Genomic DNA, 22013 nt, shown 5'->3' with positions numbered 1-22013 from the left:
TTCAGTAGACACCGCAGGCCGGGGGCGCCGGTACCGGTACCGGCGCCCGTTCGGGCAGTTCCTGTTGCGGAACCGGGCCGAGATGTCCGGAGCCGCCGCCTATGCGCCTCTCGGTGAGGTTGACATCAACGAGCATCTGTTGCCAGCTGAGATCAAGTCTGTTGCAAACCCTTTACGGGAAGGACCCCTCCAGCATGACGACTCGCGCCGGGCGAGCGGTTCGCCGGCAGTTCGGGCGGATCTTCGCCATCGGGCTCGCGGTGGTGACCGTCGGCTCGCTGACCGGCACCGCCGCGCACGCCAACCCCACCACCAAGGCGGTTCCGACGCCGGCTTTCGGTAGCAACGTGACCATCTTCGACCCGAGCCAGCCGGTGGAGCAGATCCAGGCGGTGCTCGACGCGACCTACGCCAAGCAGGTCAACAACGAGATGGGCACTGATCGATACGCGTTCTACTTCAAACCCGGCACATATGGTACGGACACCAAGCCGCTCAAATTCAAGGTCGGCTATTACACCGAGGTCGCCGGTCTCGGTGCGTCCCCGAACGACGTCGTGATCAACGGCAAGATCGAGGTCTTCAACCGCTGTACGGCCGACGGCGGCACCAGCAACTGCCTGGCGCTTGTCAACTTCTGGCGGACGCTGTCCAACCTGTCGCTGAAGGTCAACGGCTACGGGGAGACCGACGGCTGCCGGGGCGCCACCAACTTCTGGGCGGTGTCGCAGGCGGTCTCGCTGCGCCGGGTCAACGTGTCCGGCGCGTTCTCGCTGATGGACTACTGCGGGGCCGGCCCCTACTACGCCAGCGGCGGCTTCATCGCCGACTCGCAGTTCGGGTCGGTGGTCAACGGGTCGCAGCAGCAGTGGCTGACCCGCAACAGCAAGCTGGACAGCTGGAGCAACGCGGTCTGGAACCAGGTGTTCTCCGGGGTGGAGGGCGCGCCGAGCGAGGACCTGTTCCCGTCGACGCCGTACACCACCCTCGCCAAGACCCCGGTCAGCCGGGAGAAGCCGTACCTGTTCATCGACGCGGCCGGCAAGTGGAACGTGCGCGTGCCGTCGGCGCAGAAGAACAGCAGTGGCATCACCTGGGGGAGCGGCCTCACTCCCGGCCGCACCATCCCGCTGAGCAACTTCTTCATCGCGAAGCCGTCCGACCCGGAGTGGCTGATCCAGGCCAACCTGCTGCTGGGCAAGAACCTGTTGTTCAGCCCCGGTGTCTACCACATCGACCAGAGCCTGACCGTGCTCTGGCCGAACCAGGTCGTGCTCGGTCAGGGCCACGCGACGCTGACCGCCGTGAACGGCGCCACCCCGCTGCGGGTGCTCGACGTGCCCGGCGCCATCGTGGCCGGCCTGACCATCGACGCCGGCACCAAGGAGTCGAAGACGCTGCTGCAGGTCGGCACCAAGCTGGGCCTCGGTGCCAGCTCGGCGAACAACCCGACCACGCTGTCCGACGTGTACTTCCGGGTCGGCGGCCCGCACATCGGCAAGACCGACACCGCGCTCGAGGTCAACAGCGACAACGTGCTCATCGACCACACCTGGGTGTGGCGGGCCGACCACGGCGTCGAGGGCTTCAGCGGTGACACCGAACGGTGGAAGACCAACACCGGCCGCTACGGCGCCGTGATCAACGGCGACAACGTGACCGCGACCGGCCTGTTCGTCGAGCACTTCCAGAAGTACAACACCGTCTGGAACGGCAACGGCGGCACCACCGTGCTCTACCAGAACGAACTGCCCTACGACCCGCCCACCCAGGCCGACTGGATGAACGGCAGCGTCGAGGGCTACGCCGGTTACAAGGTGGGGGACAAGGTCAAGACCCACAACCTCTACGGCGCCGGCGTGTACGTGTTCAACCAGAACAACCCGTCCATCCACACCGAGAACGGCTTCGAGGTTCCGAACCGTCCCGGCGTGAAACTGCACCACATCATGACCGTCAACCTGGCGGCCGGAACCATCGACCACGTCGTCAACGGCGTGGGCGGCCCGGCCGACACCACTGGTATCGGTGTCCCGGTGTTCGTCACCGACTACCCGGCACCGTAATAGAACCGGCACCGTGATCGAAGCAGGGCCGGGGTGGCGTACACCCCGGCCCTGCAATGATGTTGTAGTGCAACCATCGTCCGATCACGAGCCGGCCGTACTGGCGCTGATGCGTGCCAGCCGAGCCCTCGTCGGGCTGACCGTCCGGGCCCTCGCCGACGTCGAGGCGGACGTGACGATCCCGCAGTTCCGAGCCCTGGTCGTGCTGGCCACCCGGGGCTCGATGCGCGGCGCTGACATCGCCGAGGAATTGAACGTCAACCCGTCCACCGGCACCCGGATGACCGACCGCCTGGTCGGCAAGGGCCTGGTCCGGCGGGTGCGTTCCACCGACGATCGCCGGGTGGTGCAGCTGCGGCTGAGCGCGGCCGGCCGCGACATCGTCGAGAAGGTGATGGCCCGCCGTCGCACTGAGCTGGAACGGATCGTCGCCGAGACCGCCCCGGTCTGGCAGCCGGCGGTGACCGACGCGCTCACCGCCTTCGCCGTCGCCGCGGGGGAGATGCCCGAGCAGGAGTGGTGGATGGGCTGGACCCGGCAGGCCGCCGAACTCCAGGATTAGACATCACGTCAGCCGCTGGATGGGTGGCGGTAATCCTTGCATGGTGCAATGGTGTGGGAATTCCCCATCACCGAGAGGCGGCCGAGCAGAGATGACCCTGGGAGCAGCGTCCACCCAGCGCCGGGTGGCGTCCGCCCGCGCGCACGGACCTCTGGTCTGGCAGCGCACCGGCACGATCGGCACCGAGCTGGTGCTGCGCGACGACGCCGCGCCCGGCGTCGTGACCGGTTCGGCCGTGGTGGGCGGCCGCGATCCGTACACCACCCGCTGGCACGCCGATCTCGACGGCTCGTGGCGGGTAAGGGCACTGACCATGACCTGCGAGGGCAGTGGCTGGCGGCGTAATCTCGCGTTGGCCCGCACTCCGGACGGCCCGTGGACGTGCGGCGGCGAACAGTCCGGCAAGCCCGAGGCACCGCCGGCCGGCATCGACGACCCGGCCCGCATCGACGACGCCGGGCTGCTGCTGGTCACCGACTCGCCGATCTTCCTGACCTGGGCGATGCGCTCGCTGAAGCTCACCCCGGGGGCGGCCGCGACGACCACGCCGGTGGTCCGGATCCGGATGCCGTGGCTGACCGTGGTGCCCGGACGGGCGACGTTCCAGCAGGTCAGCGACAACCGGCTGCGAGTGACCGGGGAGGGTCCGGCCTGCACGTACGACCTGGACGCCGAGGGAATCGTCACCTACCAGGCGGGCCGGCTGCGCATCACGCCGTAGTAGGTCAGTTCGTCAGGGACGTGGCCACCCGGCGGAGGAACTCGTTGTTCGAGTTGGTCGTGCGCAGCTGGTCGAGCAGCTGATTCAAGGCGTTGCGGGGGTCCTGGCCGGTCAGCGCGCGGCGCAGTTGGGCGAGCACGGCCAGCTCGGCCTTGCCGACCACGGTCTCGTCGTGCCGGGTACCGCTGGCGGCCACGTCGATCGCCGGGAAGGTGCGCGACTCGGCCAGCGAGCGGTCCAGCTTCAGCTCGGCGTTGCCGGTGCTCTTGAACTCCTCGAAGATCACCGTGTCCATCGCCGAGCCGTTCTCGACCAGGGCGGTGGCGATGATGGTGAGCGAGCCGCCACCCTCGATGTTGCGGGCGGCGCCGAGGAACCGCTTGGGCGGGTAGAGCGCCGTCGAGTCGAGACCGCCGGAAAGCGTACGGCCGCCGCCCCGCGCGGTCAGGTTGTAGGCCCGGCCCAGCCGGGTGATCGAGTCGAGCAGCACCACGACGTCCTCGCCGTACTCGACGAGGCGCTTGGCCCGCTCGATGGCGAGCTCGGCGACGGCGGTGTGCTCCTGCGGCGGCCGGTCGAACGTCGCGGCGATGACCTCACCGCGGACCGTGCGCTGCATGTCGGTCACCTCTTCCGGTCGCTCGTCGACCAGGACGACCATCAGGTGGCACTCGGGGTTGTTGACCGTGATCGCGTTGGCGATCTGCTGCATGATGATGGTCTTGCCGGCCTTGGGCGGCGCCACGATGAGCGCGCGCTGGCCCTTGCCGATCGGCATGACCAGGTCGATGACCCGGGTGGTCAGGATCTTCGGGTCGGTCTCCAGCCGCAGCCGCTCCTGTGGGTACAGCGCGGTCAGCTCGTAGAAGTCGGGCCGGCGGCCAGGCTTGCGGCCGTTGACCGCCTCGACCGACAGCGTGGCCGGCCGGCGGGCGCCGCTGACCTTGGCGAAGCCGGTGATCCGGTCGCCGCGGCGCAGGCCGAGCTGACGCACCTGCTGCATGGTGACCTGGATGTCGTTCGCGCCGGGCAGATAGCCCTCGGCGCGTAACCAGGCGCGGTCGTCGACGATGTCGAGGAGCGCGTCAACCGCGACATCGGCGGTGGTTTCGGTGGGTTTGGGCGTGCGGGATCGTGGTGTACGGGTAGCAAGATCTGTCATTGAGGTAACTCCTCGGAAGGCCGGGTTTCCGGCTCGGGAAAGCCGCCCGGGTACGCGTCATCGACGCGTCTAGCGGCTTTGGTGTCAAGCTCGGCCGGGTCTTCAACTCTCGGCCGGGAGAGGGAGGATCTCGTGGGCTGACCGCCTGCATCCGGGATCCTTCTGCGCCAAAGGTAGCACCTCCGGCTCTCGGCGCAACACCGGCATGCCGCCGCTTGTTCCTTGACGCCCCGGACACGATCCGTTTCCCGGCCGTTCGCCTGGACGGTGTGGGATGAAGCGTGCATCACGCGAACCACTACTACGGGCACTCGCACGTCCTGGCCCGGTACTGCGGTCTGGACGACACCGACCCGCCGCGGCTGCACGGTTACCTCCAGCACGGCTGGAACATCGGCGACGGCCTGGCCCCCGACCATGAGTACACGCCCGGCGTGCCCAGCTTCCTGTGGTCCGAACGCACCCGCCGGCGCGCCTGGTCGCTCGGCCGCCGTCAGGGCTACGTGGTCGGCTCACCGTTCGCCTACCTGCTGGCCATGAACCCGCTGACCGATAACGACCAGCGCGAGGGCACCATCTGGTACCCCTTCCACGGCTGGGAGGGTCAGCACGTGGTCGGCGACCACGACGGCCTGATGGCCGAGATCCGGCGCACCGAGGACGGCCCGGTCACGGTCTGCCTGTACTGGCAGGAGTACCGCTCGGCCAAGCTGCGGCAGCGCTACGAGAGCGCCGGCTTCCGGGTGATCTGCCACGGCTACCGCGGCGGCTGGTGGAAGGATCTCGACCCCGGCTTCCTGCACCGCCAGCTGGCCGAACTTCGCCGGCACAAGCGAGTCGCCTCCAACCGGCTGTGCAGCGCGGTCTTCTACGGCGCCCTGGCCGGCTGCGAACCGGCCGTCTACGGCGACCCGATGCACCTGGAGAACGAGAAGAACGCGTTCGGCGGCCAGCCCCGCATCCTGCGCGAGTGGGCCGCCCTGCACGGCCCGCGGGTGGACCCGGCGACCGCCCACCGCCTGGCCGTCGACGAGCTGGGCGCCGACCGCCTGCTTTCCCCCGCCGAGCTGCGCCGCCTGCTCGGCTGGCCGATGCCCGCCAGCGTCCCCGACGCCGAGCTGACCGGAGTGCTGACCCGATGACGGAGTTGATCGGCGGCGAGATGATCGCCTGGTCCGACCTGGACGGCACGCACGGCCCCGCTCCCGCCGCCGGCCCGGAGTTCGGCCCGCTGCTGGCCACCGCCACCGGCCACACCCTGGTGGCCGGCCCGCACGCCGCCGACCTGATCGACGCCCTCCGCACCGAACAGATCACCCTGCTGGTCCGCGGCGTCCCCGACGCCGAACTGCTGACGGCCCGCTATGCGGCCCGCCCCGGCGTGACGGTCCGCTGCGGCAGCCTGGAAAAGCTCTCCGGCACGTACGACACGGTGGTAGCCCTGGACGGCCTGGACCGCCTGCTGACCACCGAGGCAGCCGACCTGACCTGGGACGAGACGCTGGCCCAGCTGCTGTCCGTCCTGCGCCCGCAGGGCAGGTTGCTCCTGCAGGTGGCGAACCTCTTCGGCCTGCACCGCCTGCTGGCGCTGCCGCCTACCCCGGCCGACACCGAGTGGGCCCCGCCCGACGACCCCACCCGCCCCACCGGTCCCGACGCCATCCGGGCCCGCCTGTCCGCCGCCGACGTACCCGTGCTCCGCGACTACGCGGCCTACCCGGGCGCCCTCCTGGGCGGCGAGGTCCTGGCCGACCCGGCCCTGCGCGGCTTCCTGGAAGCCACCCTGACCGCCGCCCCGGCCCCCGCCCAGCTGGCCGACCCGGCCCGCCTGATCAGGGGCGCCCTGCGCCACAACCTGGCCGACGCCTTGGCCCCCGCCTGGCTCTTCGTCGCAGGCCCCGGCCCAGCCGCCCCGGTGGCCCTGATCGCCGCCAATGCTTCGCCGGCCACAGCTGCACCAAGCGGCGGCTCCACCAGCGCAACCGTTGCCGCGGTTCCGCCTGCGGCCGACCGCCCTGCTTCCGCCGGCTCTGCCGGCGTGGGCCTCGTGGCCGGTCCGGTGGTAGCTGCCGAGCCCGCTTCTGCGAGCTCCACCAGGACGGGTGTCGCCGCCGGTCTGCTTGCGGCGGCCGACCGCGCTTCCGCCGGCTCTGCCGGCGTGGGCATCGCGGGCGCGCGAGCCGAGGAGGTGCGCCGCGAAGCCGGCGGGCGGTGGGTGCGCGGCGGGGGAGTGCCGGTCCCGCTTGGGCACACCCTTGAAGACCTGCTGGTCGGTGCTGCTCAGCGGCGGGCCGTGCCGGTGGTGCGGGAGCTGTTGAGGGCCTGGCAGCGGAGTTCGGCCGCCGGGGTTCCGGCCGGGCAGGTCGTGGTTGGCGCGGACGGCGTTCCGCATGCGCTCAGGGCGGGCGGGAAACCGGTCGAGGCGCTGCGCCGGCTCGCGGCGACGCTGATCGCCGGCGGCGACACCCACCTGTGGCCTTCGCCGGCCGACGAGGCCGAACTGACCGCTTTGCTGGCCGGCATGACCGGTCGCGAGTTGGATCCGCGCGACGTCCCGGCGGCCGCGCGCGCCGAGCCGGCCTCGATCCGCGAACTCACCATCGCGCGCGACCGGCTGGAGCGCGAACTGGCCGACGCCCGCGCCAAGCACGAGTTCTACGAACGCCAGATCGCCAACCGCGACCACGACCTGAAGCGGCTGCGCCAGCTCAACGCGGTGCTCTCCGCGACGGTCCCCGGCAAGGCCGCGAACACCCTGGTCGGCGGCCTGAAGGCGGGCCGCCGCGCGGTCCGCGAGGTGGTCCGCCGCAGCCGCGGCTGATCAGCGCGGCGTGCGCCGGGCCGGAAGGTGGTCCGGCTTGGTTCTGGGTGATCAGCGGGGCGTGCGCTGGGTGGGGATGGGGATGGTGGTGGCCTCGGAGATCGGGCTCAGCGCGGTCAGGGTGGCGTAGCCCTGGGTCAGCAGCGCCACGTCGCTGCCCTCCTCGGGTGGGGCGCCTCGCTCCAGGGTCAGGCGGGCGAAGTCGTCGCCTCGCTCCGCCACCGCCATGTTCACCTGACCGAAAGTGGCCAGGGTGGCCGGGCGTAGGCCGGCCAGTGCGGAGGCCGGGCGGTCGGGGACGTTGAGGTTGGCGACCGTGGCCGGGGGTGACTCCGTCAGCCAGTCCAGCAGGTCGGCGGCCTGCTCCGCGGCGGTTGTCCAGTGCAGACTCTCGTCGGCGGTGATGCTGAACGCGGCGCCGCCGCTGTGGACGTCGGCGGGGGCGATGATGTCCAGGGACACCGCCAAGGCCCGGGCGCCGTGGTTGGCGGCGGTCAGGGCGGCGCCGACCGTGCCCGAATGCAGCACGCCGCGGCCGGTGTTCGCGCCCCGGTTGATGCCGGACAGCACGATGTCCGGGGGCGGACCGAAAACCCCGAGAAAGGCCAGCACCACGATGTACGCGGGGGTGGCGGTCACGCCGTACCCGTGCGGTCTGGTCTTGAGCGTGACGCGACCGCCCTCGGTGACCGCCGTCAGGGCGGCGCTCATGCCGCTCTGCTCCTCGGCGGGGGCGGCGACCACCGGGTCGAAGCCGCGGGCGCGCACCGCCTCGGCCAGGGCGCGGATGCCGGGCGCGTCCACCCCGTCGTCGTTGGTGATCAGGATCCGGGTCATGCGCTGAGTACCGGCTGGTCGACGCCGAACAGGCCGGGCAGGCCGCCGCTGTGCAGGAAGACCACGCGGCTGCCGGGGGTGGCGGTGGCCGCTAGGGCGGCCATCGCACGGCCGGTGTAGATCGGGTCGAGGAAGAGGCCCTCGGTGCGGGCGGCCAGGCTCAGCGCGGCCCGGACCGGATCGGTCACCGTGGCGTAGCCGGGGCCGACCTGATCCTGGTCGATGAGCAGTTTGCCCGGGTCGCTCGGCAGCAGGGCGCGGACGGTCGCGTCCGGGTCGGGTACGGCTCCCGTATCGACGCCCAGCACCCTTTCCGCTCCCAGCCCGGCGACCAGGCCGGCCATGGTGGCGCCGGAGCCGAGCGCGACGACCACCCGGTCGAACTCGGCCTGCTGGGTCAGCTCGGCGGCGCATTCGGCGTAGGCGCGCACGCCGGTGGGGGAGGAGCCGCCGAGCGGGATCAAGAAGGAGTTGCGGCGGATGGCCGCTTCCTCGGCGGCTACGTCGGCGGCCGGGCGGTCGCCGGACCAGATGATCTCGGCTCCGGCCAGGGTGTCCAGCAGCAGGTTGCCGGTGGGCCGCGTCCGGGCATGGCCGGACAGCACCAGCACGCAGGCCAGGCCGAGGCGGGCGGCTGCGGCGGCGGTGGCCCGGGCGTGATTGGACTGTGGCGCGCCGACGGTGATCAGGGTGGTGGCGCCGGCCGCCAGTGCTTCGGCGCCGATGAAGCGCAGCTTGCGGGCCTTGTTGCCACCACCGCCGAGCCCGATGAGGTCGTCCCGCTTGATCCACAGCTGATCGAGGCCGAGCGCCGCGGCCAGGCGTGGCGCACTCTCCAATGGGGTGGGAAAGGTGCCGAGGTCGAGGGGGGTAGTCATGCGCCCGCCAATCCAGGGAGCCGTCACTCGGGTGGTTGCCTGACGGCTGCCGCTTCCTCCAGCCGGCCCGCCGCCTGGTAAGCGTAAATGAGGCCGTTCCGTGAGTTCTGCGTGTGCGGGTGGTCTTCTCCTAGTACCCGCATTCGGTCGGCGAGGTTGGCAGCGTACAGAGTGATGGCCTCATCCAGCCGACCCACTGCGCGATAGGCGAAAGCGAGATTGTTCCGGGAGACCAGGGTGTCCGGGTGGTCGTGTCCCAATATCCGTTTCTGGTCGGCGAGGGTGGCGGTGAGCAGGGTCATGGCCTCATCCAGCCGGCCCGCCGCCCGGTAATCGTAGGCGAGGCAGCTCCTTGATATCAGGGTGTCCGGGTGGTCCGTTCCCAGCACTCTTTCCCGGTCGGCAAGGGTGGCGGTGTGCATGCTGATGGCCTCGTCCAGCCGGCCCGCCGACGCATATGCGTTGGCGAGGTTGTTCCGCAGTTTCAGGGTGTCCGGGTGGTCGTGTCCCGCTATCCGCTCCTGGTCGGCGAGAATAGCGGTGAAAAGTGCGATGGCCTCCTCCAGTTGGCCTGCCGATTGATAGGCGGCGGCGAGGCCATGCCGGGAGACCAGGGTGTCCGGGTGGTTAGGTTCCTGCACTCGTTTCCGGTCGGCAAGGACTGCGGTGTGCAACATGATGGCCTCATCGAACCGACCCGCCAGCCAGTAGGCGAAAGCGACGTTGCTGCGGGAGTTCAACGTGTCCGGGTGGTCCGCTCCCAGCGCCCGCTCACGGGCACTGATCAAGGTAGTTCCGTGAGCGATGCTCGTGCTGTGGCTGTGAGCCTCGTTGGTGTAGTAGATAAGCCGATGGAGCACGCTGGCGACGGCCTCGGTGGCCGCGGCGGTGGTGGCGTGGCCGAGCAGAGATTCGGCGTGCTCGGCGTACTCGGCGAGTAGAGTCCGCTGCTGCCAGTCCCCGCCGATCTGGTCAGCGCTGGCACGAAGGGCGGCTGCGGTCGCCGTGACGACGGTGCCGAGTGTGCCGTTGGTCTGGCAGTGTTCCCGCACGACCTGCTGGACCAGCCGGTGGATCACCACCCGGTCGGCATCGGCGCCGACGGTCAACGATCGGCCGGTCAACAGCGCAGCGAGCATTTCCGCATCTTCCCGGTCGCTTTCGACGAGGCAGGCGAGCAGCAGCGGATCGGCTCCGATCGGGGCGAGCACGGCCAGCCGGTCCAGCAACTGTCGGGCACGCACACCCTCCTCGTCCCGGCCTAGGTCTTCCAAGGAGAGCAGGACCGCCTCGGCCAGCCCGTAGGGATACGGATTTCCCGCCGGGCGAGGCAACAACTCCGCGATCGAACGGCTGGCCATCGCCTGTAGATACCGGTCGTAGCCGGGATAGCGCCGGCTCGGCCCGATGAGCGCGCCGGCCTGGGCCAGCGCCAGCGGCAACCACCCCAAGCGCTCGGACACCTCCAGCGCGCCGTCCGAGTCGGCCAGGTGGGTCCGGCGCCGCAGATAGTCGACCGCCTCGTCCTGGGTGAACAGCGAGACGTCGATCAGTTCGCCGAGTTCGTCCAGTGCCCGCAGCGTGCTGGTCACCACGGTGTGCACCGACCCGATGGCCGGTGTCCATTCCCGGATCAGGTCGGCGTCCAGCGCGTTGTCGAACACCAGCAGGCACGGGCCGGGCTGGGCGCGCAGCCACCGCAGCGCCGTCCGGGCCGCGTCCCGCGGATCCTCGCCCGGCTTTCGCAGGCCGGCCAGCGTGGCCAGTTCGTCCAAGGCGGTCACGATGCCCGGCTCGCTCTCGGCGTTGGCCCAGACCACGACCGGCCAGCCGTGCTGGACTCGCAGCCGGGCGTACGCCGCCGCCAGCTGGGTCTTTCCCACCCCGCGCTGCCCGGCCAGCGCCGCCACCACCGCGGTGCCGCCGTCGGCGGCGGATTGCACAACCGCGTCGAGCAACCCGGGCCGGTCCTGCCACGCCACCGCCCGCCCGGGCAGATCCCCGGCCACCAGCGAGCGCGCGGCGGAACCACCGCTGTCCTCACCGGAACCGGAGATAAGCCGGCGCAGCCGGTCGAGGAACCGTTGATCGGGCAGCTGAGAAGGCCTGGCGTCGAAGTAGTTGACCCGGCCGAGCTCGAACCAGTTCTCCCCGGACAGCAGGATCGGCAGCACCGGTTTGCCCCGGTCGCGGGCGCGCTGCAACTCGTTGCCCACGTGCGGCGACGCCTCGGCGGCCGGGGACATCACCACGATCAGCACCGCGCAGTCGTCGACCCGGTCGCGGATCTGTCGTTCCCACTGGTCGCCGGCCTCGAGCCGCTGCCGGTCGAGCCACAGCGGGATGCCGTCACGTTCCAGCCGCTCGGCGAGTTGGTCCACATAGCCGGTGTCCCGTCGGCTGTAGCTGATGAACACATGCCCCGCCACGTTCGCCACTGCATCACACGGCGGCAAGCGCAGTCATCATCCGACCCGGTAGAGCACCGACCCGTGGGCCGGCACGGTCGCCTGGATCGCGCCGGTGGTGGTCGTGGTGGTTCCGGTCCACAGGTCGGTCAGGGTGCCGGCGGCGACGGTGGTGCTGATCGTCGCGGCCTGGTCGGTCGAGTTGAACAGGGCCACCGCCAGGTCGCCGTTCGCGAGCGGCCGGGTCAGCACGTCGAGGCCACCGGTGGACGAGACGAGGGTGGCGGCCCGGCCGAGCGGGTCCTGGTCGACCGCGATGACCGCGCGGTTGGTGAGCAGCGCGATGGTCGCCGGCGTGGCGTCGACCAAGTTGGTGCCGATGATCAGCGGCGCGGCCAGCATCGTCCACAAGGTCAGCTCGGTGCGGTCCTCGGTGGCGGTCATGCCGTTGCCGATCTGGAGCATGTCGGGGTCGTTCCAGCCGTACGGTCCGGTGTATTCGGCCAGCCCTACGGTCTGCCGGTAGATGGACAGCATGCTGGCGAAGGTGGCCTGGATGTCGCCGGTGGTGCGCCAGAGGTTGCCGTAACCGGCCGCCCAGCGGGACACGTCCTCGGTGCCCCAACTGGACATGCTGAAGACGATCGGGCGGCCGGTGGCCAGCAGCGCGTCGCGCATCCGGGCGTAGCGGTCCTGGGCCGGCGCGGCCGTGCCGTCGGGGCAGCTGATCTGATCGCACCCGGGGCCGGCATAGCAGTTGTCGTACTTGACGTAGTCGATGCCCCAGGCCGCGAACAGTGCGGCGTCGGCGGTCTCGTGGCCGAGGCTGCCGGGCAGGCCGCCGCAGGTCTTCAGGCCGGCGTCGGAGTAGATGCCCAGCTTCAGGCCGCGGGCGTGCACGTATTCGGCGACCGTGGCGATCCCCGCCGGGAACCGGGTGGAATCAGCCCGCAGGCTGCCGTCGCTGTCCCGGGTGGTGGCCTGCCAGCCGTCGTCGATGTTCACGTAGACGTAGCCGGCGTCGCGCAGCCCGGAGGCGACCATCGCGTCGGCGGTCTCGCGGATCAGGGTGTCGGTCACGTCCAGGCCGTACGCGTTGTAGTCGTTCCAGCCCATCGGCGGCGTGGCCGCCAGGCCGTTGTAACCGCGGGCCAGCGAGCCGGAAGCCACCTGCGAACCAGGAAGAACAAAGGTCAGCAGGAGTACGAGGAGGGCTCCGACGAAACGCACGAGTCCCAGTGTTACCGCCGACCCTGTGCCGGGCCTGTCACCTCGTCGTATATGTCCTCCAGCCGCCCGGTCTGGCGGACCAGGTCGAACTTCGCCGCCATCGACGCGCGGGCCTGCCGGCCGAGCCACTCGCACAGCGGCTCGTCGGCCAGCAGCCGGGCCAGGTTGGCGGCCAGCGCCGGGCGGTCACCCTCGGCGCTGAGCAGGCCGGTCTCGCCGTCGGTGACCGCCTCGGGGATGCCGCTGTGCCGGGTGGCGACCACCGGCAGGCCGAGCGCGGCCGCTTCCATGATCGTGGTGGGCAGGCCCTCGGTGTCGCCGTCGGCGGCGGTGCGGGACGGCGCGGCCAGCATGCGGGACTGCAACAGCACCTGATTGACCTCCGACGGCGGCCGGGAACCGAGGAAGTCGGCGTTGACGTGCAGCTTTTCGGCGTACGCGCGAATTGCTGGAAGCAGTGGGCCGTCGCCGACAAAGACCGCCCGGGGTTTGTCGGAGCCGAGCGAAGCGAGGGCGGCGACCAGGTCGTCGGTCCCTTTCTTCTCCACGAAGCGGCCGACGAAGGCCACGTCCCAGCGTTTCGGAAGGGCGGAGAGCGGCGGGATGGGCACGCCGGTGTAGTGCACGCGGACCTTGGCCGGGTCGGCGCCCCAGCCGATCGCCTTGCTCTTGATGACGTCCGAGACCGCGATGATCGCGGCCGCCCGGGCGAAGACGGTGTGCAGGTTGCGGCGGTAGCGCAGGCCGTGCGCGCCGCCGCTGGCCGGCTGCCGGGTCACGTCGTGGCCGTGCACGGTCACGATCAGCGGAATCCCCAGCCCGGCCGCCTCTCCGCTGATCAGCCAGCCGTCCCCGCCGAAGTGGGCATGGATCAGATCAAGACCGGCGATCATTCGCCGCAGCCGCGGCGACCGCCCGGTCAGGCGCAGGCGGAGGAAGGCGTTGCGATCAGCCCGCGAGGGGTACGCGATGAGATCGGTATCCCGGGCGACGGCCGACTCGACCTTGGTGGCACCGAGATAGACCGGTTTCCACCGGGTGAGGGCGTCGCCCTGGTTGCGCACGAACGTCTCGGAGCCACCGAGCATCGCGCTGCGCCAGATGCCGACCCGTCGATCAGCGGACATCGGCAGCCGACCGGCGGCCCACCACCGCGTCGCGCAGGCGGTGCCGGACGTTCGGCGGCAGGGTCCAGATCTGCAGGAACGTCACGTAGTCGATGGCGCCGGGCCGGCCGTGGGTGCGGGCCTCGGACAGCAACTCCCGGAAGACGCGGCCGCTGCGGGTCGGTGCGGCCATCGAGCTGAGCACGCTCATGGTGAACGCAGCGTACGCCCGCGGGGTGAACAGCGACCGGTTGGCGCGCAGCCATTCGAGCTGTTCCTGCCACGGGTTCTCCAGGCTGATCCGGTCGCGGTCCTCGTCCTGGTGCCAGAGCACGAGCGCGTCATCGGCGTAGAGCAGCTCGACGTCGGGCTCCTGGACGGCCCGCAACGCCCAGTCGAGTTCCTGCTGGCGGCGCAGGCCGACGGTGAACGGCACCCGGCGCAGCAGCTCGGTCGGCGCCATGATCGTCGAGGTCTGGATGAAGCCGTCGCCGTAGAACAGGCCGCGGCGGACGGTGAAGTACTCACTCAGCGGCTCGCCGGGGGCGGGCAGCCGGCGCGGCATGATCGTGTCGGCCCGCGGGGTGCGGCTGATCATGCGGGTGGCGACCACCGGGGATTCCCGGGTGGCGGTGGCCGCGAGCTTCAGCTGGGCCTCGAGCTTGCCGGGCAGCCATTCGTCGTCGTCGTCGAGCAGCGCGGTCCAGTGGCCGCGGGCGGCGAGCGCGCCCTGGTTGCGGGCGTTCGGCGCCTTGCCCCGCTCGGGCAGCTCGATCACCCGGACCCGCTCGTCGCCGATCGCCTCCAGGGTCTGGCGGGTAATCGGATCGGGGCCGTCGGCGACCACCACGACCTCCAGGTTCGCATGCGTCTGGGCGAGCACGCTGCGGACCGCTCGGGCGGCCAGTTCCGGCCGGTTGAGCGTCGGGATGACGACGCTGACATCCGGGTCAGTAGACATGGGCGACCTGCCTGGCGAGAGGGGAGGAGCTGGCGGGTCGGAGGCTATGGGCGCCGGGAAGCCGTCCGGTTAATGGAAGGAGGCATCGAAGGGAAGGGCGGGAATCACAGGTCCCTGCCAGAAACTTCTCACCGAATTCTCACCGGCCAAGAGCAATCTTTATGACCGCGGCATCCGTCTTATAGGGGGAGTCGCCACAAGGAGATGATCTTGAGAAGGAAACCCCGTCGCCAGCGCAGTCCGCGCTGGGCGCGCCTGTGTCTCACTTTCGGTGCCCTGCTGACCGTGGTCGGCGGAGGGTCGGTGGTGGCGATCCAGGCGACTGTCGCGGCCACCACCCGCTCGGTCAGTCAGCAGAGCCTGATCGGTGCGGCCGCCAACAGCGACGCGGTGAAGCACGCGTCGGTCACCGGGGCCAAGAACATCCTCCTGGTCGGCATCGACGCCCGTAAGGACGCGTTGCCCACCGCCGGCACCCGGTCCGACTCGATCATTCTGCTGCACATTCCGGCCGATCACGACTCCGGCTACATGATCTCGTTGCCCCGGGACAGCTATGTGCCGATCCCGGCCTACGACAACGGCAAGCAGTCGTTCGCCGGCGGCAAGAACAAGATCAACGCGGCCTTCTTCTTCGGCAGCCGCGGCCTGACCGGGCCGGACGCGCTGTCGCACGGTTTCGAGCTGCTCTCGCTGACGATCAAGGAGCTCACCGGGATCACCCCGGACGCCGGCGCGATCATCGACTTCGAGGGCTTCAAGAATGTCGTCAACGTGCTCGGCAAGGTGTGTATGTACGTCGACGAGGACACCACCTCGATCCACGTCGGCACCAACGACAAGACCGGCAAGGCCGCCGCGCCGTACGTGATCAACAAGGACGGCACCCTGAAGTCGAAGATCAAGGGGGTGACGCCGAAGTTCTACGCCAAGGGCGACCACTGCTTCACCCCGGGCGAGGCCCTCGACTTCGTGCGCCAGCGCGACCTGCTCGCCAACAACGACTTCGACTACGGCCGCCAGCGCCACCAGCAGCAGTTCTTCAAGGCGATCGTCAACCAGGCGGTGAAGGACGGCCTCTCCTCGCCGACCAAGCTGCCCAGCCTGATCAAGGCGATCGGCTCCACCATGACGGTCGACACCGGCGGCATCTCGCTCGAGGACTGGGTCTTCGCGATGAAGGGCATCAACCCGAACGACCTCATCACGATCAAGACCAACGAGGGCAAGTTCAACCCCAAGTCGATCGCCGGTGTCGGCGAGGTGGAGCTGCTCAACGACGACAGCCTCGACCTGCTCAAGGCGGCCAAGAACGACACCGTGGCCGAGTTCGCCGCCACTCACCCGACCTGGGTGTCGAGCACGTAAAACTGTCACTCTCGCGGGGTAGCGCGGTTGCGCAGGGTGGCGGGTACGTTGTACCCACACCCCCGCCACCTGCGAGAGGACGACATCGTGAGCGGGTTACCGCTCCTCGACCGGGTCACGCTCGGTGATCATGTCTGCTGGACCGTCGACGACGACGCGATCCGGATGCAGGCGATCGCCCGCTTCGTGCGCGCAGGTCTGCGCGACCGGCACCGTGTGCTCTACTGCGGCGACGACCCGGAAACCGTTCTCGAGGGTCTCCGACGGCACGGCGTCGACACCCGCTCGGCGCTCGGCGCCGGCGACCTCGACGCGCTCACCGCCGAGGACAGCTATCTCGCCGGGGGTTCCTTCGACCCGGCCGCGACCGTCGAGATCTGGCACACCGCGGTCACCGCCGCCCGGGCGGCCGGCTACCGGGGCATCCGGGTGGTCGGCGACATGACCTGGGCCAGCCGCCGCGTTCCCGGCGCCGAGCACCTGTCGTCCTACGAGGCGAACATCAACCATCTGGTCTTCGCCGACGGTTTCGTGGCCGGCGTGTGCGCGTACGACCGGCGCCGCTTCGACCCGCTCTACCTGCGCCGGCTGCTCTGGGCGCACCCGGGTGCGGCCGGTTCCGAAATGCCGTTCGACCCCGATTCGTCGCTGCGGATGCGGCGGGTCCGGCAGCCGTGGGGGCTGCGCATCTCCGGCGAGGCCGACCTGTCGAACCGGGACGCCCTGTGTGCCGTGGTCAAGCACCTCTTCGATGAGCACCCCGACGTAACCGTCGACGTCTCCGGCCTGCGGTTCGCCGACATCGCCGCCGCCCGGGTCCTGGTCGACGTGGCCGCGAGCGGAGCCGGCCGGCTCCGGCTCACCGGCTGCGCACCCAACCTGCTCCGGCTCCTCGACTTTCACGGCGCGAGTGCCGTGGAGGCTCTCACCGTGGAAGCGTGATGACCCATCGGGGCCTTCTCTACCATGACGTTGCCGGCTTTCTGTCGGCCACCGTGCCGTTCGTCCGGTCCGCGGTCGAGAACGGCGACCCGGTCCTGGTCGCCCTGCCCGGCCACAACCTCGACCTGCTGCGCGACGCGCTGGCCGGCGACCGCGGGCGGGTCGACTTCGCCGACATGACGGTGACCGGCCGCAACCCCGGCCGGATCATCCCCGGCCTGCTCCTGCGGTACGCGGCGGAGCACCCCGGCAAACGGGTGTGGTTCGTCGGTGAGCCGGTCTGGCCCGGCCGCAGCTCGGTCGAATACCCGGCCTGCGCCGCCCACGAAGCCCTGGTGAACACGGTGTTCGAGGGCCGGGACGCGACGTTCCTCTGCCCGTACGACGCGTCCCTGCTCACCTCGTCCGCGATCGCCGACGCGTGGCGCACCCATCCCGTCATGATCGACCACGGAGTCCGCGTGCCCAGTCCCTCGTTCGGCGACCCGGTCACCACCGCCGGCGACTTCAACATTCCACTGCCGCCACCACCGGCGTCCGCCACCGTCCTGGACTACCGCCGGGTGCCCGACCTGGTCCGGGTGCGCGACCTGGTCCGCCGGCAGGCCGGCCTGGTGCTTACCGGGGACCGCCTGGAGGAGATGATCCTCGCCGCCCACGAACTGGCCGCCAACACCATCAAGCACACCACTGGACCCGGCCGGATCGCGGTGTGGACCGAGCCCGGCCTGTTCGCCTGCCAGGTCGACGACACCGGCCACATCACCGACCCGCTGGCCGGGCGGGTCCCACCCCACCCCATGCTGCCCAGTGGCCGCGGGCTACTGCTGGTCAACCAGATCTGCGACCTGGTCCGCATTCACACCGGCCCGTCCGGCACCAGCATCCGCACCCATCTGCTGACCTGACCGGCCCGAATCCTCAGGGTGCACCCCCGCCGGTCGAAACCGACCTTGTGATCCCGGCCCGCTCGACCGCCTCGCGCATCCGGCGTGCGCTCTCGCTGTCGTTGCGCCGCGACCCGGTGATGATCGCCGCGGTGCTGTGGACCGTGGCCGGTATCGGCCTGCTGTTCGGTCTCGGCGGTCACTCCAACGGCCAGGTCCGGGTGTTCTGGCTCTTCCAGGTGCCGCTCGACGCCCTGCTCGCGTACTCGTCCTGGCGGGTCTTCCGGATGGCGACCGGCGCCCTGCGCCGGTTCTGGCGGATCCTTGCCATCGCCGGCGCGATGTTCACCGTCGGCGACAGCAGCCAGGCGATCCTCGCCTTCGGTCAGCACGGCCAGTGGTCGACGGCCGGTGGCATGGTGCAGGGCGGCTGCTTCGCGGTCGGCATGGGTGCGGTCATCGTGGCCATGCTGATGCACCCGATGCCCGGCCAGTCCGGCCGGGAGAAGATGGCGTTCTGGCTGGACTCGACCACGGTCCTGGTCGGCGGGGCGGTGGTGGCCTGGTGTTTCGCCGTCGGCAACGCCGGCACCGAGGACCTGGTCACCATCCTGGCCACCGGGGCGATCATCCTCACCTCCGGCTTCGCCGCGGTGAAACTCGTGCTCAGCGGTAACGCGCCGATGCACCGGGCGGCGGCCATCCCGATGGTCGTCTCGGCCGGCGTGAACATCCTCGGCTTCTTCCTGGCCCCGGGGGCCGACGGCGGCATGCCGGCCTACGTCTACGTGGTCCGCTTCGCCCCGTCGCTGCTTATCGCGCTGGGCCCGCGGATCCAGGAGATCGTGGTCCGGTTCGACGCGGCGATCGGGTTCGGCACGCGCCGGCGGCGGCGTTACAGCCTTCTTCCGTACGGGTCGATCGCGGTCGCCTTCACCGCGGTGCTCGCCGTCCTCCCGTCCGACACGACCGCCAAGGTGCTGGGCGCGGTGGCCGGCCTCGGCCTGATCTTCGGTCTGGTGGTGCTGCGCCAGCTGGCCGCGTTCCACGACAACAGCCAGCTGATCGACCGGCTCGACGCCACCCTGGCCGAGCTGCGCGAGCACGAGGCCCGGCTGCGCCACCAGGCCCTGTTCGACGGCCTGACCGGGCTGGCCAACCGCACCCACTTCCACGAGGAGGTCACCGAGGCGCTGGACACCTGCGCGCCCGGTACCACCTCGCTGCTGCTGATCGACCTGGACGGGTTCAAGGCGGTCAACGACACGCTCGGCCACGCCGCCGGCGACGCGCTGCTGGCCGGGGTGGCCGACAAGCTGCGCGCGTCGGTGCGGGACAACGACCTGGTCGCCCGGCTCGGCGGAGACGAGTTCGCCATCCTGTTGCGCGACTGCGGCGACGAGGACGCGGTGCTGACCTCGAAGCGGATTCTGGAGTCGCTCGCCGAGCCGATCCGCTACGGCGACACCGCGGTGCGGGCGAACGCCAGCATCGGTTTCGCCTGCGGCGGGCCCGGCGACGAGGTCGGCGGCCTGCTGCGTGCGGCCGACCTAGCCATGTACGCCGCGAAGCACGACGGCAAGGGCACCTGGATGCGTTACCACGAGGACATGCAGCCGACCGGCCACTGAGCGGATGTTCCAGATCGGGGTGCCGCCGCCTGGGTCGTCGGCGAGAAATCGCGTCATCGGAATTCCTCTGGGCGTGGTGAGAGATACGCGTGGGGAGATAGACGTTCGTGCAAGTGCAGGTGCTCGTGCAACGGATCGGCCACGGCGGCTTCCGTTCATGGCGTAAATACGCCAAACTGCGCGGCGTGCAGCCTGACGTGCTGGGCCTCGGGGCCGACGAATCCGCGGCCTACCGTGCCCTCATCACGGTTCCGTCGGCCGGGCCGGCCGAGTTCGCGTCGCTGATGCGGGTCCCCGCCGACCGGGCCAAGATGTTGCTGTCCGGTCTCGAGGCGGCCGGGCTGGCCGTGCGCGGCCTGGGCGACCCGGAGCGGTTCGTGGCCGCCCCGCCCGCCACCACGTTGCGCGACGGGCTGCGCCGGCGCCGCGAGGAGCTGCAACGGGCCGAGGCCGAGCTGGGCGTGCTCGACGAGGTCTACCGGGCCGGGACGATGGGCCGCGGGGCACCCGGTGTGGTCGACGTGATCCGGGGTGCCGACGAGGTGCGCGAGGCGTTCGGCCGGCTGCAGCTCGGTGCCCGCGACGAGGTGCTGTCGCTGGTGAAGGCGCCGATCGCGGTGATCCGCGCGGCCGAGAACGTCGAGGAGGACAGCGCCGTCGCCCGGGGCGTGCGTTATCGGGTGGTGTTCGAGCGGGCGATGCTCGACGAGGAGCCGGATGCGTACGCCCGGATCGTCGCGGCCCGGCGGGCGGGGGAGGAGATCCGGATCGCGGACGCCGTACCCCTCAAGTTGTTGATCGTGGACCGTGAGCATGCCTTCATGCCGCTGCAAGCGGCGGGCCCGCCCGGCGCCCTGCTGGTTTATGAGAGCGGGTTGCTGCAGGCGCTGCTCGCCCTCTTCGAGTCGGAGTGGCGCCGGGCCACTCCGGACGGTGCCCGATCGCTCGACGACCTGGACTCCCGGATCGTCGGTCTGCTGATGACCGGCCTGACCGACGAGGCGGTCGCGGCGCATTTGAGTACGTCGTTACGCACGGTCCAGCGCCGGGTCCGGCACCTGATGGAACTGACCGGTGGCCGGACCCGTATGCAGCTCGGTTTCCACGTCGCCCGTCTCGGCTGGTTGGACTGACGAACACCGTCTGTTATCGATAACAATTTGGCCTCTGACCCGGCCGGACACGTTTGGGATACAAGTTTCTTCAACATGTCGCGGACGTTGCCGGAACGGTTGACACCCCCGTTGTTAGCGTTCACACTCGACGCCACGCCGCCGCCCCCGATGAAGGAGTAACGCGCAATGAAACTTTCCCGGATGGGGGCCATCGCCTCCGCCGTTGTCCTTTCGGCCGCTCTTACCGCCTGTGGTTCGAGCGAGAAGACCGCCGACAAGGCGCCCGCCGCCGGCGACGCCAAGGGTGGCCTGATCGGTGTCACCATGCCGACGCGGTCCTCGGAGCGCTGGATCTCCGACGGTGACAACCTGAAGAAGCAGCTCGAGGCCCTGGGCTACCAGGTCGACCTGCAGTACGCCGAGGACAAGATCCCGACGCAGACCCAGCAGCTGGACAACCAGATCACCAAGGGCGCCAAGCTGCTGATCATCGCCTCGATCGACGGCACCGCGATCACCACCCAGCTGGAGAACGCGAAGGCCGCCAACATCCCGGTCATCGCCTACGACCGGCTGATCCGCAACAGCCCGAACGTGGACTACTACGCCACCTTCGACAACAACAAGGTCGGCGTGCAGCAGGCCACCTCGCTGCTGACCGGCCTGAAGGTGCTCAACGCCGACGGCTCGAAGGGCACCGCGAAGGGCCCGTTCAACATCGAGCTGTTCGCCGGCTCGCCGGACGACAACAACGCGACGTTCTTCTTCAACGGTGCGATGAGCGTGCTCAAGCCGTTCATCGAGGACGGCACGATCGTCGTCAAGAGCAAGCAGACCGACTTCAAGACGGTCGCGATCCTGCGCTGGCAGCCGAAGGTCGCCCAGGACCGGATGGAGAACATCCTGACCTCGACCTACCGCTCGGGCGCCAAGGTTGACGGCGTGCTCTCGCCCTACGACGGTCTGTCGATCGGCATCCTGTCCGCGCTCAAGAGCAACGGTTACGGCACCGCCGCGCAGCCCTACCCGATCGTGACCGGCCAGGACGCCGAGCTCGCCTCGGTCAAGTCGATCATCGCGGGTGAGCAGTACTCGACGATCTACAAGGACACCCGGGAGCTCGCCAAGACCACGGTGGCCATGGCCGACGCGGTCCTCAAGGGACAGAAGCCGGAGACCAACAACACGACCGACTACGACAACGGCGTGAAGGTCGTCCCGTCGATGCTGCTGCAGTCGGTGATCGTCGACAAGTCGAACTACCAGAAGGTCCTGGTCGACGGCGGTTACTACACCCAGGCTCAGCTGGGTTCCTGAG

At 70.0% G+C, this 22013-nt stretch carries 18 protein-coding genes; 11 read left to right on the top strand and 7 right to left on the bottom strand.

Features of this window, described 5'->3' with window-relative positions:
- The first annotated feature begins 194 nt into the window (after positions 1-194).
- The 3 genes from Ate02nite_RS14720 (at position 195) to Ate02nite_RS14710 (ending at position 3349) form a co-directional block, all read left to right on the top strand.
- Positions 195-2066, top strand: coding sequence for a pectate lyase-like domain-containing protein (locus tag Ate02nite_RS14720; protein WP_203805634.1), 1872 nt, complete (start codon positions 195-197; stop codon positions 2064-2066).
- A gap of 67 nt (positions 2067-2133) precedes the next feature.
- Entirely contained in the window at positions 2134-2628 is a 495-nt protein-coding gene (locus Ate02nite_RS14715) for a MarR family winged helix-turn-helix transcriptional regulator (protein ID WP_239147416.1), read from the top strand.
- Between the two features lie 91 nt (positions 2629-2719).
- Positions 2720-3349, top strand: a complete 630-nt coding sequence (locus Ate02nite_RS14710; protein WP_203805633.1) for a putative glycolipid-binding domain-containing protein — start codon at positions 2720-2722, stop codon at positions 3347-3349.
- A 4-nt stretch (positions 3350-3353) separates the two neighbouring features.
- Here the strand turns inward: Ate02nite_RS14710 and rho are convergent, their stop codons facing one another.
- The gene (gene rho / locus Ate02nite_RS14705; RefSeq protein ID WP_203805631.1) at positions 3354-4511 is read right to left on the bottom strand and encodes a transcription termination factor Rho; all 1158 of its coding nucleotides are present in this window, start codon (positions 4509-4511) and stop codon (positions 3354-3356) included.
- A gap of 281 nt (positions 4512-4792) precedes the next feature.
- Between rho and Ate02nite_RS14700 the strand changes: the two genes are divergently transcribed.
- Positions 4793-5653: a hypothetical protein gene (locus Ate02nite_RS14700; protein WP_203805629.1), complete on the top strand. Its 861-nt coding sequence runs from the start codon at positions 4793-4795 to the stop codon at positions 5651-5653.
- Positions 5650-7332 carry a hypothetical protein gene (locus Ate02nite_RS14695; RefSeq protein WP_203805627.1) on the top strand — a complete coding sequence of 561 codons (1683 nt, stop codon included), beginning with the start codon at positions 5650-5652 and terminating at the stop codon, positions 7330-7332. The genes Ate02nite_RS14700 and Ate02nite_RS14695 overlap by 4 nt, the downstream gene beginning before the upstream one ends.
- Positions 7333-7383: 51 nt before the next feature.
- Here the strand turns inward: Ate02nite_RS14695 and surE are convergent, their stop codons facing one another.
- From surE to Ate02nite_RS14665, 6 genes are read right to left on the bottom strand one after another with little or no spacing between them, the layout of a single operon-like run.
- Positions 7384-8169: a 5'/3'-nucleotidase SurE gene (gene surE / locus Ate02nite_RS14690; RefSeq protein ID WP_203805625.1), complete on the bottom strand. Its 786-nt coding sequence runs from the start codon at positions 8167-8169 to the stop codon at positions 7384-7386.
- The gene (locus tag Ate02nite_RS14685; protein ID WP_203805623.1) at positions 8166-9047 is read right to left on the bottom strand and encodes a pyridoxal-phosphate dependent enzyme; all 882 of its coding nucleotides are present in this window, start codon (positions 9045-9047) and stop codon (positions 8166-8168) included. The genes surE and Ate02nite_RS14685 overlap by 4 nt, the downstream gene beginning before the upstream one ends.
- A gap of 23 nt (positions 9048-9070) precedes the next feature.
- Complete coding sequence (gene fxsT / locus Ate02nite_RS14680) at positions 9071-11476, bottom strand: FxSxx-COOH system tetratricopeptide repeat protein (protein ID WP_203805621.1); 2406 nt, start codon at positions 11474-11476, stop codon at positions 9071-9073.
- Positions 11477-11512: 36 nt separating this feature from the next.
- Positions 11513-12685: a glycoside hydrolase family 27 protein gene (locus Ate02nite_RS14675; RefSeq protein ID WP_239147415.1), complete on the bottom strand. Its 1173-nt coding sequence runs from the start codon at positions 12683-12685 to the stop codon at positions 11513-11515.
- A gap of 11 nt (positions 12686-12696) precedes the next feature.
- Positions 12697-13812, bottom strand: a complete 1116-nt coding sequence (locus tag Ate02nite_RS14670; RefSeq protein ID WP_203805619.1) for a glycosyltransferase — start codon at positions 13810-13812, stop codon at positions 12697-12699.
- Positions 13802-14752, bottom strand: a complete 951-nt coding sequence (locus Ate02nite_RS14665; protein ID WP_203805617.1) for a glycosyltransferase family 2 protein — start codon at positions 14750-14752, stop codon at positions 13802-13804. Before Ate02nite_RS14665 ends, Ate02nite_RS14670 begins: the two co-directional genes overlap by 11 nt.
- 204 nt (positions 14753-14956) lie before the next feature.
- On the opposite strand from Ate02nite_RS14665, the gene Ate02nite_RS14660 reads away from it, so the two are divergent.
- The 6 genes from Ate02nite_RS14660 (at position 14957) to chvE (ending at position 22012) form a co-directional block, all read left to right on the top strand.
- Positions 14957-16120 carry an LCP family protein gene (locus Ate02nite_RS14660; protein WP_203805615.1) on the top strand — a complete coding sequence of 388 codons (1164 nt, stop codon included), beginning with the start codon at positions 14957-14959 and terminating at the stop codon, positions 16118-16120.
- A gap of 87 nt (positions 16121-16207) precedes the next feature.
- Positions 16208-17062: an MEDS domain-containing protein gene (locus Ate02nite_RS14655; protein ID WP_203805613.1), complete on the top strand. Its 855-nt coding sequence runs from the start codon at positions 16208-16210 to the stop codon at positions 17060-17062.
- A complete protein-coding gene (locus tag Ate02nite_RS14650; RefSeq protein ID WP_203805829.1) occupies positions 17062-17970 on the top strand; it encodes an anti-sigma factor RsbA family regulatory protein in 909 nt (302 codons plus the stop codon). The genes Ate02nite_RS14655 and Ate02nite_RS14650 overlap by 1 nt, the downstream gene beginning before the upstream one ends.
- 47 nt (positions 17971-18017) lie before the next feature.
- The gene (locus tag Ate02nite_RS14645) at positions 18018-19580 is read left to right on the top strand and encodes a GGDEF domain-containing protein (RefSeq protein ID WP_239147413.1); all 1563 of its coding nucleotides are present in this window, start codon (positions 18018-18020) and stop codon (positions 19578-19580) included.
- 113 nt (positions 19581-19693) lie between these two features.
- On the top strand, positions 19694-20713 hold the full coding sequence (locus Ate02nite_RS14640) for a transcriptional regulator TrmB (protein ID WP_203805611.1): 1020 nt from the start codon (positions 19694-19696) through the stop codon (positions 20711-20713).
- A 168-nt stretch (positions 20714-20881) separates the two neighbouring features.
- Positions 20882-22012, top strand: a complete 1131-nt coding sequence (gene chvE, locus Ate02nite_RS14635; protein WP_203805609.1) for a multiple monosaccharide ABC transporter substrate-binding protein — start codon at positions 20882-20884, stop codon at positions 22010-22012.
- The last annotated feature ends 1 nt before the right edge of the window (position 22013 follow it).

This window comes from Paractinoplanes tereljensis, assembly GCF_016862435.1.
In the GTDB taxonomy this organism is placed as follows: domain Bacteria; phylum Actinomycetota; class Actinomycetes; order Mycobacteriales; family Micromonosporaceae; genus Actinoplanes; species Actinoplanes tereljensis.
This window is presented reverse-complemented; position numbering and strand designations above follow the sequence as displayed.